The sequence below is a fragment of the Stenotrophomonas sp. Ps181 genome (assembly GCF_025697425.1).
Lineage (GTDB): Bacteria > Pseudomonadota > Gammaproteobacteria > Xanthomonadales > Xanthomonadaceae > Stenotrophomonas > Stenotrophomonas sepilia.
On the sequence record NZ_JAHWBI010000005.1, the window covers coordinates 332,355 to 347,801 of the forward strand.

The following is a 15,447-nucleotide window of genomic DNA, read 5'->3' on the forward strand; positions in this document are numbered from 1 at the left end:
TCAACCTGCCTTGCGCCGTGCAGCGGTTTTCTTTGCGGCCTTCTTCGTTGCCTTCTTTGCGGCTTTCTTTACCGTCGGCTTGGTGGCTGCTTTCCGCGTTGCCGTCTTCTTCGCCGGCGTACGCTTGTTCGCGTCCAGGCTCTTCTGCAGCAGCGCCATGAAATCGACCACGTTGGTGGTGGCATCCTCGCGCGGTACAGGCTCATCCTCCACCCGGGTGGTACCGCCCTTGGACTTGATTCGCTTGTTAAGCACCTGCTGCAGGCGCTCGCGGAATTCGTCGTGGTACTGCGACGGATCCCAGTCCCCGGACATCGACTCGATCAACTGCTCGGCCATCGCCGTTTCCTTGCTGCTGATGCGGTAATCGGCGAGCTTTCCGGTGGGCAGCTTGTAATCTTCGGGATCCACCAGTTCCTGCGGATAGCGCAGGATCATCAGCACCAGCGCGTCCGCATGCGGCATCACCGCGCACAGGTATTCGCGGGTACGCACCACCACCCGGGCGATGCCCACCTTGCCGGTACTGCGCAATGTCTCGCGCAGCAGCACGTAGCCCTTTTCGGCCTTCTTGCCGGGCACCAGCAGGTAGGGTTTCTCGAAGTAGCGCGGGTCGATCTGTGCGGCATCCACGAACGATTCCACCTCCACCGCTTCGTGGCTTTCCGGTGCCGCAGACCGGATATCGCCTTCCTCCAGCACGACATAGCTGCCCTTGTCGTACTCGTAGGCTTTGACGATATCCTTCCATGGCACTTCCTCGCCGGTATCGGCGTTGACCCGCTCGAAGCGGATCGGCTTGCGGTCGCGGGAGTCGAGCATGCGGAACTGCAGATCGACCTTGCGTTCGCCTGACATCAGCGACACCGGCACGTTGAGCAGGCCAAACGACAGCGTGCCGGTCCAGATCGGGCGGGCCATGAGCGTACCTTTGGCGGGGCAGGGCATCCAGCTTCGGATGGACGGTGTAAACCACCCGTGTCGATACCGTGCACGTGGGTTCTACGAAGAACGGTAGTGCCGGCCGCTGGCCGGCAGAGCTCGCGGCCTGAAGTTCCCTGAGGTTGCCGGCCAGCGGCCGGCACTACTGCAGCAACGGCCTCACCGCCACCGCAGGAATATGATCCAGCGCGCGCCAGGCGTCTTCCACCACCGGCCGTGCCTGCGACCAGCTCAACCGCGACTGCCCGCGCATCTGTTCCCAGTGTTCGGCCAGTTCCTCGCACGTATCCGCAGCGTCACCGCGCGGCCAGTCGGCAGCGTGGGTGGTCAGTGCGAAGGCATAGACCGGGCATAGATCGCGCCAGTTGCGGTGGTTCTGCCCGCGACGCTCTTCGTAGTCGCTGAGCATGTACTGCAGGTAGTCCTGCGCCACCGCCTGCGGATCTTCATGGCGGCGCGTGCGGCGTTGTGCGGTGCGCTGGCCGAGCGGATCGAGCAGGGCGTTGAACACGGACGGTGCGGGTCGTTCAAGACGGGGCATGGCCGGCTCCTGCAGCGGGGGCGGGTGGGCAGGAATACGCGCGGTGCCGTTACCGGGGGGTGAGCGAGATGTTCATGACGCCGGGTTCGCGGCGGCTTTACCTGTGGCGCGGTGTAGTGGGAACCCCGAGCGCAGGTAGCCAGACCATGAGCCGAGAGACCTCCCGAGACCCGTTGCGGGAAAATCACCCGCCCATTCCCGGCGAGCAGCGTGGCAAGCGCGACGCCGACAACGCGGACTACCGTGGCACCGGCGCACCGTTCTTCGATGCCGAGCACGGGAGCGACCATCTGCCGGTGAAGCACCAGGCTGAACAGGCGGCCCAGGACCGCAAGGATGGCGGCGACCGCCATCGTGGCGGCCAGGAAAGCCCGCTCAAGCGCCGCGAACGCAAGCAGCGCGCCAGCGACAACCAGGACGAGGCGCTGGAGGAGACCTTCCCGGCCAGCGACCCGACCTCGCCGTTCGTACCGGCCAAGGCCCCCGACTGACGGGTAGTGCCGGCCGCTGGCCGGCAACGCCTGGGCTGCCCTGCACAGAGCGATGCCGGCCAGCGGCCGGCACTACCACTTCTAATGCCACGACCACTGCAGGCCAATATTGGCTCGCCGTCCCGGTCCCGGCTCATAGAAGCGCCCGTTGCCGTCGTTGACGATCACCGAGCCGATGTAGGCCTGGTCCAGCACGTTCTCCAGCCGGGCGAAGGCGCGCAGCTCGCCGCCCGGCAGGCGCCAGCGACGGCCGGCTTCCAGGTTCAGCAACGCGTAGCCCGGCGCCCGCTCGGTGGCGACGTCGTTGACCACGGTATCGCTGCTGGCGGCGGCCTCCAGTGCCCACTGCCAGTCGGCCGGCGTCCACTGCAGCCGGGCAAACGCCTGCTGGCGCGGTACCCCGGGCAGGCGGCTGCCTGCAGCAACCACGCTGTTCGAGGTCAGGTACGGCGAGCGCACCTGCGCCTGCAGCCAGGTCCATGCCAGCTGCAGTTCCAGCTGTTCGGCCAGCGGCTGCCGGTAGTGCAGTTCCACGCCCTGGCGGCGGGTGCGGCCGATGTTGCGATAGGTGCTGCGTCCGCCGATGTTGCTGGCAACTGCCAACTCATCGTCGGTATCTGCGCGGAACAGGCTGATATCGAGCTGGGTTCCGTCCTGTGCATGCCATTTGCTGCCCACCTCCAGGCTGCGGCTGCGCGCCGCCGCCAGATCCAGCGCCAGTCCCGCCTGGCCGTCGGCGCGATACCCCAGCTCGTTGAAGGTGGGCGTCTCGAAGCCGCGGCCCACGGATGCATGCAGGCGCCACTGCGGGCTGGCCTCGAAGCTGATCCCGGCCACCGGTGTGGTCGCTTGGTAGCGGCGGTGGCCACTGTCGTCGGGGTTTGCGCCGACGATGTAGCGGTCGTCGGATTCGAAGCGCACCGCGCTGTGACGCACGCCGGCCAGCAATGACCAGCGCGGGCTCCACTGCCACCAGGCCTGGGCGAACTGGTCCACGTTCTGCACGACGTCGATCTGGTCACGGCGTAGGCGCCCGCGCACGCCCAGGATGCTGCCGATGAAGTTCTCGTAGCCGGTGCGGTGCTGGCGCTGGCGGTCTGCGCTGAGCCCGGCCACCAGATCCAGCGGCCGGCCGGCCAGGTCGCCGTGCCAGCCCCAGCGCGCGTCCAGCCCGCCATAGCCGCCCTGCAGATCGATCACTCCGCCGGCATGCAACGGGCTGTTGGTCTGAGCTGCCGGCGGGATCGGCAGGTACTGGCGTACCGCGCGCTGGCCGGCATAGCCCATCAGCTGCCAACGCTGCGGCCCGGCTTCACGGGTCCAGCGCAGGCCGGTCTGCTGCTGGCGCACCGATTTACGGGTGTTGTACTGGTGCGCCACGGCGGTGGCCTGGCGCGGATCGGCCGCCACCTGGGCACGGCTCAGGCCCAGCGGGTCCTGCGCATCGGGGGCATCCAGCGCATTGAGCAGCAGCTCCAACCGTCCACCGCCCAGATCACCACCGATACGCGCAGTGAGCGATTCGCGGCGGGCACGGCTGTGGTCGCGCCAGCCATCGGTACGGAAGTGGTTGGCGGCGATGTTGTAGTCCAGCCCGCGACCGGCCCCCTTCAGCTGCGCGCCGACGCTGAGCGTGCTGTCGGCCCCGGCGTTCACGCGCAACCGCCACGGATCGCCGGCCTGGCCCTGCGCACTCCAGACCTGCAGCACGCCGCCGGAAGAGTTGCCGTACAGCGCCGAGAACGGTCCGCGCAGCACGTCGATTCGCTCGGCGCCGAGCAGGCTGGCATGTGACAGCTGGCCCTGACCGTCAGGCATGGTGGCCGGCACGCCGTCGATCAGCACCCGCACCCCGCGCACGCCAAAGGTCGAGCGTGCGCCGAAGCCACGGATCGACAGCTGGGTGTCCTGCGCGAAGTTCTGGCGGTCACGGGCGACCAGGCCCGGGACCCCGGCCAGCGCCTCGGACAGCTGCACACCGGCGCCGGCACGCGCGGCGTCGATCCAGACCGTGTCCTGGCTCGCCGGCAGCGCGAACGGGTCGATGCCGGGCACGCGTGCGGCCTGCACCTGCACGCTGGGCAGGGCGGTCGGCGCGGGCTCGGCCAGCGCCGCCCAAGGCGACAACAGCAGGGTAGCGAGCGGCAGGCAATGGCGTCGTGCGGCAGGATTCATGATTCAGGTTGATGGATCGGGCGGCAACGCACGCCATGGTACGGGGCTGCGGATGACGATGGCGGCGGCCAGCCCCGGCAGGCTTTGTTACGATGGGCTGTTTCCGGCTGCAAGGCCGCAGACCGCGTAGCGCACTTCCTCCCCCTTTCCGTCTACCGAACGAGTACCGCCGTGTCCTTCTTTGCAAACGTGGAACTGGTCCCAGGCGACCCGATCCTGGGCCTGACCGAGGCGTACAACGCCGACAGCCGCCCGACCAAGGTCAACCTGGGTGTGGGCATCTACTACGACGAGAGCGGCCGCATCCCGCTGCTGCGCGCCGTCAAGCAGATCGAGCAGCAGCTTGCCGCTGAAGCCAAACCGCGCGGCTACCTGCCGATCGACGGCCTGCCGGCATACACGCAGGCCACGCGAGAGTTGGTATTCGGCAAGGACTCGCCGCTGCTGGCCGCCGGCCGCGTCACCACCGCACAGACCGTCGGTGGCAGCGGTGCGCTGCGCGTCGGCGCCGACGTGCTGAAGAAGCTGCTGCCGCACGCCACCGTGGCGCTGAGCAACCCGAGCTGGGAGAACCATCGCGCGGTGTTCAGCGCCGCCGGTTTCGAGGTGCTGGATTACACCTATTTCGACCCGACCACCCATGGGGTTGATTTCGACGGCATGCTCGCCGACCTGGGCAAGCTGGAAGCCGGCACCGTAGTGCTGCTGCATGCCTGCTGCCACAACCCCACCGGTGCCGACCTCACGGTCAGCCAGTGGAAGCAGGTCGCGCAACTGCTGAAGGACAAGCAGCTGTTCCCCTTCATCGACATGGCCTACCAGGGCTTCGACAAGGGCATCGAGCAGGACGGCGCCGCCGTGCGCATCATCGCCGAAGCCGGCATCGACAGCTTCATCGTCGCCAACTCGTACTCGAAGTCGTTCTCGCTGTACGGCGAGCGCGTGGGTGCGCTGTCGATGGTGGCGCCGACTGCCGCGGACGCCAAGGCGGTGCAGTCGCAGGTCAAGCGCGTGATCCGCACCATCTACTCCAGCCCGTCCACCCACGGTGCTGCGCTGGTGGCCGGCGTGCTGACCAATCCGGAACTGCGCGCCATGTGGGAGCAGGAACTGACCGAGATGCGCGAGCGCATCCACGCCCTGCGCCAGGGCCTGGTCGAGAAGCTGGCCGCCGCCGGCGCGCCGCAGTTCGGTTTCATCAACGAACAGGCCGGCATGTTCTCGTATTCCGGCCTGAGCCGCGAACAGGTCGAGCGCCTGCGCGACGAGTTCGGCATCTACGCCGTCGGCACCGGCCGCATCTGCGTGGCCGCGCTGAACCAGAACAACCTGGAATACGTCGCCAAGGCCGTGGCCACCGTCGCCAAGGGCTGAAGCAACACTGCACTGGTTTGAGAACAAAGGCGCCGAAGGGCGCCTTTGTTTTTGCTCCTGCTTTGCCTTTGCCACACTCTCCGCGCTCGCGGCGAACCCTGAAGCGCAGGGCGAGGCACACCGTGGCCAGGACCGTGAGGCGCATGGATGCGCCGATCGAGCCCCCATGGATGGGTTTACGGCGTGTCCTGGTCACGGTGTGCCTCGCCCTGCGCCTCCATGAAGGAGTGCGCCGACAGCGCAACGCATCTGGAAACGATTACGCCTTCCCGCGCTCACGCACGCCCCCGCCAGACGGGCCACAATAGGCGTTTTCCCGCTGCCGAGACCTGCCCGCCCATGTCCCGTACTTCGTTGACCCGCTTCCTGATCCAGGAACAGCACGCCGGCCGCATCAACGCCGACCTGCGCCAGCTGATCGCGGTCGTCGCCCGCGCCTGCACCAGCATCTCCATCGCCGTCAGCAAGGGCGCCCTCGGTGGCGTGCTGGGCGATGCCGGTACCGGTAACGTGCAGGGCGAGGCACAGAAGAAGCTGGATGTGATCAGCAACGAGATCCTGCTCGAAGCCAATGCCTGGGGCGGCCATCTCGCTGCCTGCGCCTCGGAGGAAATGGACCATAGCCAGCCGGTGCCGGACATCTATCCGCGCGGTGATTTCCTGCTGCTGTTCGATCCCCTCGATGGCAGCTCCAACATCGACGTCAACGTCTCCGTTGGCACCATCTTCTCGGTGCTGCGCTGCCCGACCAACGTCGAACTGCCGGGCGATGACGCGTTCCTGCAGCCGGGCAGCAAGCAGATCGCCGCCGGCTACTGCATCTACGGGCCCAGCACCCAGCTGGTGCTGACCGTCGGCCACGGCACCCACGCCTTCACTCTGGACCGCGAGAAGGGCGAGTTCGTGCTGACCACCGAGAACATGCAGATTCCGGCGGCCACCCAGGAGTTCGCCATCAACATGTCCAACCAGCGTCACTGGGAAGCGCCGATGCAGGCCTACGTCAGCGACCTGCTGGCAGGCAAGGAAGGCGCGCGCGGCAAGAACTTCAACATGCGCTGGATCGCCAGCATGGTGGCCGACGTGCATCGCATCCTGACCCGCGGCGGCATCTTCATCTACCCGTGGGACAAGAAGGATCCGTCCAAGGCCGGCAAGCTGCGCCTGATGTACGAAGCCAACCCGATGGGCCTGCTGGTCGAACAGGCCGGCGGCGCCGCCTCGACCGGCCGTGAGCGCATCCTCGACATCCAGCCTGATCAGCTGCACCAGCGCGTGCCGGTGTTCCTCGGTTCGCGCGAAGAAGTGGCCGAAGCGGTGCGTTACCACCACGCGCACGACGAAGCGAAGGGCTGACGGCTCGACGCCTGACGACGGTCATGGCAGTTCGATGACATGACCGCAGGGTGACACCGCGGGCGGCAAACGGCACCATCAAGCCGTTGCCGCCGAAGGAATGCACGCATGCACGAGCAGGGCCCGGTCGATTTCATCGAAGTCATCCACAACGCCGTCCCCAGTGAGGTCTGCGCGGCCATCGTCGAGCGCATGCGTGCCACGCGTGGCCTGCTGCCCGGTGCGGTAGGCAGTGGCGTGTTCCCCGAGCTCAAGCACAGCAAGGATCTGCGCATCAGTGGCCTGGACGGCTGGCAGGACGTCGACCAGCAGCTGCAGCTCGCGGTGTTCAACGGCCTGCTGACTTATCTACGCCGTTATCCACAGGCGTTGATCGCGCCGCTGATGTTGCAGATCCAGGACAGCAACGGCCAACCGCGACGCCTGTCTGCCGAGGACTTCCCCGACATGCCGCAGCAGCAGCTGGCCGAGCTGGCCCGTACCTGCCTGCGCCCGGGTGCGATCAACCTGCAGTGGTATGCGGCAGGTGAGGGCGGCTACCCGTACTGGCACTGCGAGCTGTACCCGAAGGATGCGCAGGCCGAGACCCTGCACCGGCACGTGCTGTGGACGCTCTACCTCAACGACGACTTCGACGAAGGCGAGACCGAGTTCCTGTTCCAGGGCCGCAAGATCGCGCCACGCACCGGCAGCCTGCTGATCGCCCCGACGGCGTTCACCCACACCCATCGCGGCAACCGGCCACAGGGTGGCGACAAGTTCATCGCGACGAGCTGGATCCTGTTCCAGAGTGCGCAGAAGTTGTTTGGAGGGTGACGCAGAACTGCTCGTCGGCCTTGATGTAGAGTCGAGCCATGCTCGACTGATGGCCTCAGAACAACGATCCCTGCGGCGAATCCTTCTTCGGCGGCAACGGCTTCTGGAACCGGCTGCAATCCAGCTTCGGCCAATGGCTGTTCTGCGCATTGAATCCCAACCGCTTGCGCGCCAGCTTGAAGCGGTTGTTCAATAGATCGGCATACACGCCCTGGCCCCGCATGCGCGTGCCGAACCGGCTGTCGTAGTCCTTGCCGCCGCGCAGCTGCTGGATGGTGCTCATCACATGCGCGGCGCGATCGGGATGATGCGTGTCGAGCCAGTCGCGGAACAGTGGTGCCACTTCCAGCGGCAGGCGCAGCAGCACGTAGCCCGCGGTGCTCGCACCTGCGTCGTGTGCGGCCTCCAGCACGGCTTCCAGCTCGCTGTCGTTGATCCACGGAATCACCGGCGCCACCATCACGCCCACCGGGATACCCGCATCATGCAGGCGCTTCATCGCGCGCAGCCGTGCATGTGGCGCTGATGCACGCGGTTCCAGCTTCGCGGAGAGATGCGGGTCCAGCGAGGTCACCGAGAAATGCACGCTGACCAGGTTCTCCGCGGCCAGCGGCGCAAGCAGATCGATATCGCGCTCGACCAGTGCGTTCTTGGTGATCAGCGAGAACGGATGCCTGGTCTCCAGCATCACTTCGATCAGCTGGCGGGTCAGTTTGAACTTGCGCTCGATCGGCTGATACGCATCGGTGTTGATGCCCAGCGCGATCGGCTGCGGCACGTAACCTGGTTTCGACAGTTCCTTGCGCAGCAGCTGAGGCGCATTGGTCTTGGCGAACAGCTTGGTCTCAAAGTCCAGGCCCGGCGACAGGTTCAGATAGGCATGCGAAGGGCGCGCGAAGCAGTAGGAACACCCATGCTCACAACCGCGATACGGGTTCACCGACTGGCTGAAGCCGACGTCCGGCGAAGTGTTGCGGGTGATGATGCTGCGCGCGGTTTCGGCGCGTACTTCGGTGCGCAGGCGCGGGGCGAGGAACTCTTCGCTTTCGTCGACCGCCCAGCCGTCGTCCACCGCCTCGCTGACGGTGCTTTCGAAGCGCCCGGCAAGGTGGGACGTGGAACCTCGGCCCTTGATCGCAATACCCATTGCGGCAGCGTACGCCGTGGCCGTCTCAATGGCTGCGACGGCCGCCTGAAGGGTTCAGCGGGATGCTGAGCCGAGCGTGGGCTCGGCTGCATCCATCGGTCACAGCAGGGCCAGATAGCCCCGCACGGTGGCATCCAGCCCGTCATACAGTGCCTCGCCGATCAGCGCATGGCCGATCGACACCTCCAGCACGTCCGGCACATGGCCCAGGAAATCGCGCAGGTTGTCCTGCGACAGGTCGTGCCCGGCGTTGACGCCCAAGCCCACCGCCTGCGCCCGCCGCGCGGCAGTGGCGAACAGTTCCAGCATCGCCGCAGCGTCGCCCGCCGCATGCGCCTCCGCGTAGGGGCCGGTATACAGCTCGATGCGATCGGCACCGACCTCGGCCGCCTGCTCCAGCAACGGGTTGCCCGCGTCGACAAACAGGCTGACCCGGCAGCCCATCGCCTTCAGTTCGGCAATCAACGGGCGCAAGCGCTCGGCGTCGCGTTCGAAGTCGAAACCGTGGTCGGAGGTGATCTGGCCGTCGCCGTCGGGCACCAGGGTGGCCTGCGCGGGCCGAGTCTGTTCGCACAGCGGCAGCAGCCCCGGGTAGCCCTCGCGCGGCGGCGCGAAGGGATTGCCTTCGATGTTGAACTCGACCCCACGCGCGCGGGTCAGGGTGGACAGGGCCAGCACGTCCTCGGCGGTGATGTGGCGGCGGTCCGGCCGCGGATGCACGGTGATGCCATGCGCGCCGGCATCCAGGCAGGCCTGGGCGGCGCGCACCACGTCCGGTTCGGTACCGCCGCGCGAATTGCGCAGGACGGCGATCTTGTTGACGTTGACGCTGAGCTGGGTCATGGAACGGAACTACTTGGAAAGAGGGGACGGATCGTTGTCGTTGGCGTCATCGTTGCGGCGCGCCTGGGCCTGCTCGCGCAGGCGGCGCAGTTCCTCGGCATCGATCAGGGTGGCCGGGTCGCGCTGCAGGTCGCCGAAACGGGCCACGTAACGACCGCGTACCCAGGCCAGCAGGAAGGCGAGCGCCGCCAGCAGGCACAGGGTCATCAACCCTGCGCTCGGGGTCTTCAGCGCGAAGGCAAAGCAGCCCAGCGCCAGCAGCAGGTACAACCAGTACATAGTCGGGCTCCCCGGATGATCGCCGCAGTGTAGCGCTGCGTCAGAGCAGCGGCGAGGCCAGCCGGGCGAAGGCCTCGGGCAGGCGGTGCAGCCACAGCGAGCGCCCGGCCTGGTCATGCACCCGGGTGGCGCGATCGAATTCACCCTGCAGCAGCTCGGCCAGCGCCGCCACGCGGTCTCGGTCGCTGATCATCATCGACAGCTCGAAGTTCAGGCGGAAGCTGCGGTGGTCGAAGTTGGCACTGCCGACAATGCAGACGTCGTCGTCGGCGATGAATGCCTTGGTGTGCAGCATGCGCGGGCCGTACTCGTAGATCTTCACGCCGGCATGCAACAGCTCGTCGAAGTACGAGCGCGCGGCCTGGGTGACGAACCAGGAATCGCTCATTTTCGGTACCAGCAGGCGCACGTCCAGGCCGCCCAGCGCGGCCGAAGTCAGTGCCATCCGCGCCGCTTCACCCGGCACGAAATAGGGCGTCACCAGCCACACCCGCTCGTGCGCTTCCTGGATCGCGGCGACGTGCAGCCGGTGGATCGTCTCCCAGCCCGAATCCGGGCCGGACACCAGTACCTGCGCGTTGATCGCGCCATCCCCGCGCAGCGGCATATCGGCCGGCCACAAGCGGGCGATATCCATCCGCGACGGTTCCTGGCCACTGGCGTAGAGCCAGTCCTCGGCGAACACCAGCTGCAGGCTGCGCACCACATGACCGCGGATGCGCATGTGCAGGTCGCGATAGGCGTCGGGCCTGCGGCTTTCGTCTTCCTCGTCGGTGATGTTGATGCCGCCAGTGAAGGCCAGGCGGCCATCGACAATCACCAGCTTGCGGTGCGTGCGCAGGTTCAGCCACGGGCGCTTGAACGGTTTCAGCAGCTGCCGCGGGTGGAACCAGATCGCTTCACCGCCGGCCTCGAGCAGGGGCTGCAGGAAACGGCGGGGCAGGGCGGATGAGCCCACCGCATCCAGCAGCAGGCGCACCTGCACACCGGCACGTGCGCGCTCGACCAGGGCATCGCGCAGGGCGGTGCCTGCGTGATCCGGATTGAAGATGTAGTACTCCAGATGGATGTGATCGTGCGCCTGTGCAACGGCTTCCAGCAAGGCCGCGTAGGTCGCCGCACCGTCCACCAGCCAGGTCACTTCGGTGGCACTGCTTGGGGCCAGTCCGGTCGTGGCCTGGGCAACCTTGGCCAGTTCGGTGCAGTCCGAATCGGGCGGGCAGACATCGCTGTAGTGCTCCATGCCAGAGCGTGCACGGCCACGACGCAGGCGCTGCCGCTTCACCTTCTGCGGGCCCAGCAGGTAATAGATGAAGAGCCCCAGGTAGGGCAGCAGTGCCAACGAAAGGATCCAGCTCAGCGTGGCCACCGGCTCGCGCTTCTGCAGCATGATCCAGCCCGCCAGCGCGAACAGGTACAGCAGGTAGGCCACCGCCAGGATCGTGCCGAGGTGGGCGATACCGTCGAGCCAATGGCGCAGGGAATCGAAGAGGGCGAGCATGCGCCGATCATAGCGGGCGCGTGCTCCCTGATGGGGCCAGATCCCTTTTCCTGCGGAAAGGGATCTGACCCCGACTGCATCCCACAAACAAAAAAAACGCCCCTGTCTCCAGGGGCGTCTGCAGTCGCGTCATGACTGTTGTATTGCGGTGTCGCGTTTACTGCTGCACAAAACCGATCTTCTTCATCTGAGCGTTCTTCGCGGCGGCCAGAACCTTGGCCATCACGTCGTACTCGGAATCCGGGCTGGCGTCGATGCGCAGTTCCGGCTGGTTGGTCGGGTCACGCTGGACCTCCTGCTCCATCCGCTGCTGCAGCTCGCTGGTATTGATCGGGCTGTTGTTCCACGAGACCTGGTTGCTCGCGTCGATCTTCAGTTCGATCGGCGGCGGCGGTTCGACCAGCTGCGGCGGTGGGTTGAGCACGCGCTGCGGCAGGTCCACGGCGATCGGGTACGTCATGATCGGCGCGGTCACGATGAAGATGATCAGCAGCACCAGCATCACGTCCACGAGGGGCGTGACGTTGATGTCTGCCATGGGGCCCTTGCCACCACCACTACTGAATGCCATGGCTTATTGCCCCTTTTCTTTGGTCGCAACGAAGCCGACGTCCAGCATGCCCTGTTCCTGCGCGACCTTGGTCAGGTCGTTGATGACGCGCATCTTGGTGGTGCGGTCACCACGCAGGTTCAGCGGCGGCTGCGGGGTCTGCTGTGCGGCGGTCGCCAAGCGGGACTCGAGAGTCTGCTTGTTGATTTCTTCGTCGTTCCAGTAGATCGAGCCGTCTTCCTTGACTGCCAGCGTGATCGGGTTCGGACGCTTTTCAGCATCTTCCGGCTTCTGGATCAGGTTGGCTTCCGGCAGATCCACCTTGACCTTGTGGGACATCAGGGGCGCCGTGATGATGAAGATGATCAGCAGCACCAGCATCACGTCCACGAGGGGCGTAACGTTGATGTCGGCCATGGGGCCGCCGCTGTTACCACTACTGAAAGCCATAACGGGCTCCGTCTAGATCTTGGTGACTACTTACTTCGTCGCTGGGTGACGCGCGCCGCAATTAGCGGACGCGCGAACCGGTGGCGAAGAAGTCGTGCAGGTCGTGCGCGAAGGTATCGAACTTGCTGATGGTCGCGCTGTTGATCTTGCTGAAGAAGTTGAAGGCGAACACGGCCGGGATTGCGACGAACAGACCGATCGCGGTCATGATCAGCGCTTCACCCACCGGGCCGGCAACGGCGTCGATCGAAGCGGAGCCGGTGGCACCGATCTTGATCAGCGCGCCGTAGATGCCCCACACGGTACCCAGCAGACCGACGAACGGAGCGGTCGCGCCGACGGTGGCCAGCAGGGTCATGCCCGACTGCAGCTTGTTGCTTTCGCGGGTAACGGCCTGACGCAGAGCGCGGTCGACGAACTCCGAACGGCTCAGGTTCTCACCGACGCCGCCGGTAGCACCGCCTTCAGCGCGCTGGTGGTGGGCAGCTGCCTGGGCAGCGTCCAGGGCGATCTTCGAGAACGGCTCCGAAGCCGGCTGCTCTTCCATCGCACGGATGGCGTCCTGCGCGTTCGGGGTGTCCCAGAACAGGCTGACGACGCGATCAGCGGCGCTCTTCAGGCGGGTGGCACGGAAGATGTTGATGACGGTCCAGTACCAGGACATGGCCGACATGGCGATCAGGGTCAGCAGCACGACCCAGGAAACCGCGAAATCACCCGGCTTGGTGGTCATTTCGTGGATCAGGTGCTCGAAGCCCATCTGCGACAGGGCGTTGGACGGATTGCCCCCGGCAGCAGCGGCGATGAAAATTTCCTGCAGCATGACGCTTACCTTTGTTGTGTGTGGTGATAAAGGGTGTAGCTAAGCTAAACAATCGAACCGGGAGCGGGGGTGGCCAGGCGGCCACCCGGACGCATCAGTTCAGTGCAAAGTTGACCGGGACGCGAACGCGACCTGCCGTCTTCTTACCGCCTGCTTCAGCGGCGTTGAAGCGCCACTTGCGAGCCGCTTCCATCGCAGCACGGTCCAGGTCGCGGTTACGGCTGGACTTTTCCACCGTGACATTGGTGACGTTGCCGCTGGCATCGACATCAATGATCAGGATCACTTCGCCCTGGATACCTGCGCGGAAGGCTGCCGGCGGGTAGCGCGGCGGATTCATGGCCTTCGACGAGATGTCCACGCTGGCCTCGATCGAGGTCGGCGGTGCCGGCGGCGCCGGAGGCGACGGCGGGGTGACGATATCGTTCGGGCGCGGCTCCGGCACGTCGACGACCGGCGCCTGCGGCGGCGGCGGTACGGGCGACGGCTTCGGCGGCGACAGATTCTTCACCGGCGGTGGCGGAGTATCCTGCGGCGGCGGCGGCGGCGGCGGCGGTGGGGGCGGCGGCGGCGCGTCGACGATGGTCACCATGACGTTGCGCTCCTTCTCCGCGACGGCCTTGGGAGCCACGGCGGGAATCAGAAGCATCATGAAGGCGGCCAGATGCAGGGCAATTACAAACGCGATGCCGACGATGCGAGGCCAGCTCAGCCCCTTGTCATCGGGTTGTTCGTACCGGTGAACGACTAGTTGTTCCGTCATGCGCCAAGAGCTCAATAGTGGGGCCGGAATCCCGGGGGCGGGATCCCTGATCAGCGGTGCATGACACCGCAGGAACCTCCAAGCTTATACCAATCCTGAGCGCCTGCGCATCAACTGAGCAGGCATTCAGGCGTTATTCCTACTTACTTCAGGTTGATGATTTTTTTGGCATCAGCCTGGTTCTTCACGCCCTTCGCCAGCGCCTGCTGGGCGGCCTGCTTGGCCTCGGGGACGCGACCTTCGGCATGCAGGACGCGTGCCAGGTTCAGGTAGGTCTCACCGTCCTTGGAGAGCGGGGCGGCCTTCTGCCACGCATCGATCGCCTGCGGCACCTGGTCGGAGTAGTAGTAGGACTGGGCCAGCGCCAGGTAGACCTGGTAATCCGGCTTCAGGATGCCCTTCTGCAACCCTTCGTTGATGACCGCGATGACGTCCTTTTCCTTGTTCTCGGTGTTGGCATAGATCGAGTACAGCTGCTTGTACTCGCGCTCTTCGGTGAGCTGGCCGCTGCTGCGCAGCTTGTCCATCACCGCGGCGGCCTTCGGCATCTGGTCAGCCTGCATGTACATGTTGGCCAGATTCAGCTGGGCCTTCTTGTCCGACGGGTTCTTGGCCGCCAGCGCTTCTGCGGCCTGCACGGCCTCACCGGTCTGGCCGGCTTCGGAAAGGGCCGCCATCAGCAGCTGGTTCCAGTTGTCCTTCGGCTCGGCAGCGCCCGCAATGGCCTGCTTCAGCACCGGGATCGCTTCCTGGTAGCGCTCCAGCTGGTACAGCGCCTGGCCCTTGGCAATCAGCTCTTCCGGCTTGGTCGACTTGCTCTCGGCGAAGTACTTGTCCAGGGTGGCCAGGCCTTCCGCAGTCTGGTCTTCCTGCAGCTGCAGCTGGCCCAGCATCAGCATCGACTGGAAGTGGCCGTTGTTGTCCAGGCCGTTGAACTGGATGGCCTGCTTCAGGTAGGCGATGGCGGCCGGGGTGTCGTCGGTCTGGTAGGCGGCCTGCGAGGCCAGCTGCGCGGCCAGCGACTTGTCGTACTCGTTGGAGGCGCTGTCAGCCAGGATCGCGTCAGCCTGCGTGCGCGTCTCCGGGAACTTTTCCTTGTTGTAGCTGTCGATCATTTTCTGCAGCTTGCTGCCCATCTTGGCCGAGGCCTTGGCGGTCGGCTCCTGGCGGGTCGCATTGGGGTACAGCGGTTCGGCCTTGGCCTGCTTGCTGCTGCCGCCGCGGCTGCCACGGTCGGAGGAACGCGAGGACTGCGCGAAGGCATCGGTGACCACGGCGCCGGTCAGGGCGGTCGCGACGAGGACGGAAAGCACAGCTTTGTGGTTACGGAAAATCATCGTTCACCTCGATCGAACCGCCGGATAGCGGCAAAGTCGGACTGTCAGAAAAATCTGAG

At 65.9% G+C, this 15,447-nt stretch carries 16 protein-coding genes; 4 read left to right on the forward strand and 12 right to left on the reverse strand.

Features of this window, described 5'->3' with window-relative positions; translation table 11 throughout:
• Both KXV01_RS14085 and KXV01_RS14090 read right to left on the reverse strand, forming a co-directional pair.
• Complete coding sequence (locus KXV01_RS14085; protein WP_049438649.1) at nucleotides 1-921, reverse strand: Ku protein; 921 nt, start codon at nucleotides 919-921, stop codon at nucleotides 1-3.
• A 163-nt stretch (nucleotides 922-1,084) separates the two neighbouring features.
• Nucleotides 1,085-1,483, reverse strand: a complete 399-nt coding sequence (locus KXV01_RS14090; protein WP_049413394.1) for a hypothetical protein — start codon at nucleotides 1,481-1,483, stop codon at nucleotides 1,085-1,087.
• Nucleotides 1,484-1,629: 146 nt separating this feature from the next.
• On the opposite strand from KXV01_RS14090, the gene KXV01_RS14095 reads away from it, so the two are divergent.
• Nucleotides 1,630-1,974 carry a hypothetical protein gene (locus KXV01_RS14095; protein WP_049413396.1) on the forward strand — a complete coding sequence of 115 codons (345 nt, stop codon included), beginning with the start codon at nucleotides 1,630-1,632 and terminating at the stop codon, nucleotides 1,972-1,974.
• A gap of 81 nt (nucleotides 1,975-2,055) precedes the next feature.
• Here the strand turns inward: KXV01_RS14095 and KXV01_RS14100 are convergent, their stop codons facing one another.
• On the reverse strand, nucleotides 2,056-4,149 hold the full coding sequence (locus tag KXV01_RS14100; RefSeq protein ID WP_263467877.1) for a TonB-dependent receptor: 2,094 nt from the start codon (nucleotides 4,147-4,149) through the stop codon (nucleotides 2,056-2,058).
• Nucleotides 4,150-4,320: 171 nt separating this feature from the next.
• On the opposite strand from KXV01_RS14100, the gene KXV01_RS14105 reads away from it, so the two are divergent.
• The 3 genes from KXV01_RS14105 to KXV01_RS14115 all read left to right on the forward strand — a co-directional run bounded on the left by KXV01_RS14105 (nucleotide 4,321) and on the right by KXV01_RS14115 (nucleotide 7,695).
• On the forward strand, nucleotides 4,321-5,523 hold the full coding sequence (locus KXV01_RS14105) for an amino acid aminotransferase (RefSeq protein WP_263467878.1): 1,203 nt from the start codon (nucleotides 4,321-4,323) through the stop codon (nucleotides 5,521-5,523).
• Between the two features lie 339 nt (nucleotides 5,524-5,862).
• A complete protein-coding gene (locus KXV01_RS14110) occupies nucleotides 5,863-6,879 on the forward strand; it encodes a class 1 fructose-bisphosphatase (protein WP_049438869.1) in 1,017 nt (338 codons plus the stop codon).
• A 108-nt stretch (nucleotides 6,880-6,987) separates the two neighbouring features.
• The gene (locus KXV01_RS14115; protein WP_099542793.1) at nucleotides 6,988-7,695 is read left to right on the forward strand and encodes a 2OG-Fe(II) oxygenase; all 708 of its coding nucleotides are present in this window, start codon (nucleotides 6,988-6,990) and stop codon (nucleotides 7,693-7,695) included.
• A gap of 55 nt (nucleotides 7,696-7,750) precedes the next feature.
• On the opposite strand, the gene KXV01_RS14120 is transcribed toward KXV01_RS14115, so the two are convergent.
• The 9 genes from KXV01_RS14120 to KXV01_RS14160 all read right to left on the reverse strand — a co-directional run bounded on the left by KXV01_RS14120 (nucleotide 7,751) and on the right by KXV01_RS14160 (nucleotide 15,388).
• The gene (locus KXV01_RS14120) at nucleotides 7,751-8,842 is read right to left on the reverse strand and encodes a PA0069 family radical SAM protein (RefSeq protein WP_099485357.1); all 1,092 of its coding nucleotides are present in this window, start codon (nucleotides 8,840-8,842) and stop codon (nucleotides 7,751-7,753) included.
• 99 nt (nucleotides 8,843-8,941) lie between these two features.
• Entirely contained in the window at nucleotides 8,942-9,685 is a 744-nt protein-coding gene (locus KXV01_RS14125; RefSeq protein WP_164284299.1) for a pyridoxine 5'-phosphate synthase, read from the reverse strand.
• 9 nt (nucleotides 9,686-9,694) lie between these two features.
• Nucleotides 9,695-9,964, reverse strand: coding sequence for a hypothetical protein (locus KXV01_RS14130; RefSeq protein WP_049438866.1), 270 nt, complete (start codon nucleotides 9,962-9,964; stop codon nucleotides 9,695-9,697).
• Nucleotides 9,965-10,004: 40 nt separating this feature from the next.
• Complete coding sequence (gene cls, locus KXV01_RS14135; protein ID WP_049413411.1) at nucleotides 10,005-11,465, reverse strand: cardiolipin synthase; 1,461 nt, start codon at nucleotides 11,463-11,465, stop codon at nucleotides 10,005-10,007.
• 157 nt (nucleotides 11,466-11,622) lie between these two features.
• Nucleotides 11,623-12,036 carry a biopolymer transporter ExbD gene (locus tag KXV01_RS14140; protein WP_005411740.1) on the reverse strand — a complete coding sequence of 138 codons (414 nt, stop codon included), beginning with the start codon at nucleotides 12,034-12,036 and terminating at the stop codon, nucleotides 11,623-11,625.
• A gap of 3 nt (nucleotides 12,037-12,039) precedes the next feature.
• Entirely contained in the window at nucleotides 12,040-12,465 is a 426-nt protein-coding gene (locus tag KXV01_RS14145) for a biopolymer transporter ExbD (RefSeq protein WP_005421196.1), read from the reverse strand.
• A 61-nt stretch (nucleotides 12,466-12,526) separates the two neighbouring features.
• Nucleotides 12,527-13,288 carry a TonB-system energizer ExbB gene (exbB, locus tag KXV01_RS14150; RefSeq protein WP_005411738.1) on the reverse strand — a complete coding sequence of 254 codons (762 nt, stop codon included), beginning with the start codon at nucleotides 13,286-13,288 and terminating at the stop codon, nucleotides 12,527-12,529.
• A 94-nt stretch (nucleotides 13,289-13,382) separates the two neighbouring features.
• Nucleotides 13,383-13,940 (reverse strand): energy transducer TonB, encoded by a 558-nt coding sequence (locus KXV01_RS14155; RefSeq protein WP_171956535.1) that lies wholly within the window; start codon nucleotides 13,938-13,940, stop codon nucleotides 13,383-13,385.
• 254 nt (nucleotides 13,941-14,194) lie between these two features.
• Nucleotides 14,195-15,388 carry a tetratricopeptide repeat protein gene (locus KXV01_RS14160; RefSeq protein WP_049417129.1) on the reverse strand — a complete coding sequence of 398 codons (1,194 nt, stop codon included), beginning with the start codon at nucleotides 15,386-15,388 and terminating at the stop codon, nucleotides 14,195-14,197.
• Nucleotides 15,389-15,447 lie beyond the last annotated feature (59 nt).

What these genes read in the sequence shown, in the direction of transcription:
- KXV01_RS14110 (WP_049438869.1), top strand. Translation starts at nt 5,863, where the DNA reads ATGTCCCGTACTTCGTTGACCCGCTTCCTGATCCAGGAACAGCACGCC.
- KXV01_RS14085 (WP_049438649.1), bottom strand. Translation starts at nt 921, where the DNA reads ATGGCCCGCCCGATCTGGACCGGCACGCTGTCGTTTGGCCTGCTCAAC.
- KXV01_RS14130 (WP_049438866.1), bottom strand. Translation starts at nt 9,964, where the DNA reads ATGTACTGGTTGTACCTGCTGCTGGCGCTGGGCTGCTTTGCCTTCGCG.
- KXV01_RS14095 (WP_049413396.1), top strand. Translation starts at nt 1,630, where the DNA reads ATGAGCCGAGAGACCTCCCGAGACCCGTTGCGGGAAAATCACCCGCCC.
- exbB (WP_005411738.1), bottom strand. Translation starts at nt 13,288, where the DNA reads ATGCTGCAGGAAATTTTCATCGCCGCTGCTGCCGGGGGCAATCCGTCC.
- KXV01_RS14120 (WP_099485357.1), bottom strand. Translation starts at nt 8,842, where the DNA reads ATGGGTATTGCGATCAAGGGCCGAGGTTCCACGTCCCACCTTGCCGGG.
- KXV01_RS14155 (WP_171956535.1), bottom strand. Translation starts at nt 13,940, where the DNA reads ATGATGCTTCTGATTCCCGCCGTGGCTCCCAAGGCCGTCGCGGAGAAG.
- KXV01_RS14145 (WP_005421196.1), bottom strand. Translation starts at nt 12,465, where the DNA reads ATGGCTTTCAGTAGTGGTAACAGCGGCGGCCCCATGGCCGACATCAAC.
- KXV01_RS14100 (WP_263467877.1), bottom strand. Translation starts at nt 4,149, where the DNA reads ATGAATCCTGCCGCACGACGCCATTGCCTGCCGCTCGCTACCCTGCTG.
- KXV01_RS14090 (WP_049413394.1), bottom strand. Translation starts at nt 1,483, where the DNA reads ATGCCCCGTCTTGAACGACCCGCACCGTCCGTGTTCAACGCCCTGCTC.
- KXV01_RS14125 (WP_164284299.1), bottom strand. Translation starts at nt 9,685, where the DNA reads ATGACCCAGCTCAGCGTCAACGTCAACAAGATCGCCGTCCTGCGCAAT.
- KXV01_RS14160 (WP_049417129.1), bottom strand. Translation starts at nt 15,388, where the DNA reads ATGATTTTCCGTAACCACAAAGCTGTGCTTTCCGTCCTCGTCGCGACC.
- cls (WP_049413411.1), bottom strand. Translation starts at nt 11,465, where the DNA reads ATGCTCGCCCTCTTCGATTCCCTGCGCCATTGGCTCGACGGTATCGCC.
- KXV01_RS14115 (WP_099542793.1), top strand. Translation starts at nt 6,988, where the DNA reads ATGCACGAGCAGGGCCCGGTCGATTTCATCGAAGTCATCCACAACGCC.
- KXV01_RS14140 (WP_005411740.1), bottom strand. Translation starts at nt 12,036, where the DNA reads ATGGCATTCAGTAGTGGTGGTGGCAAGGGCCCCATGGCAGACATCAAC.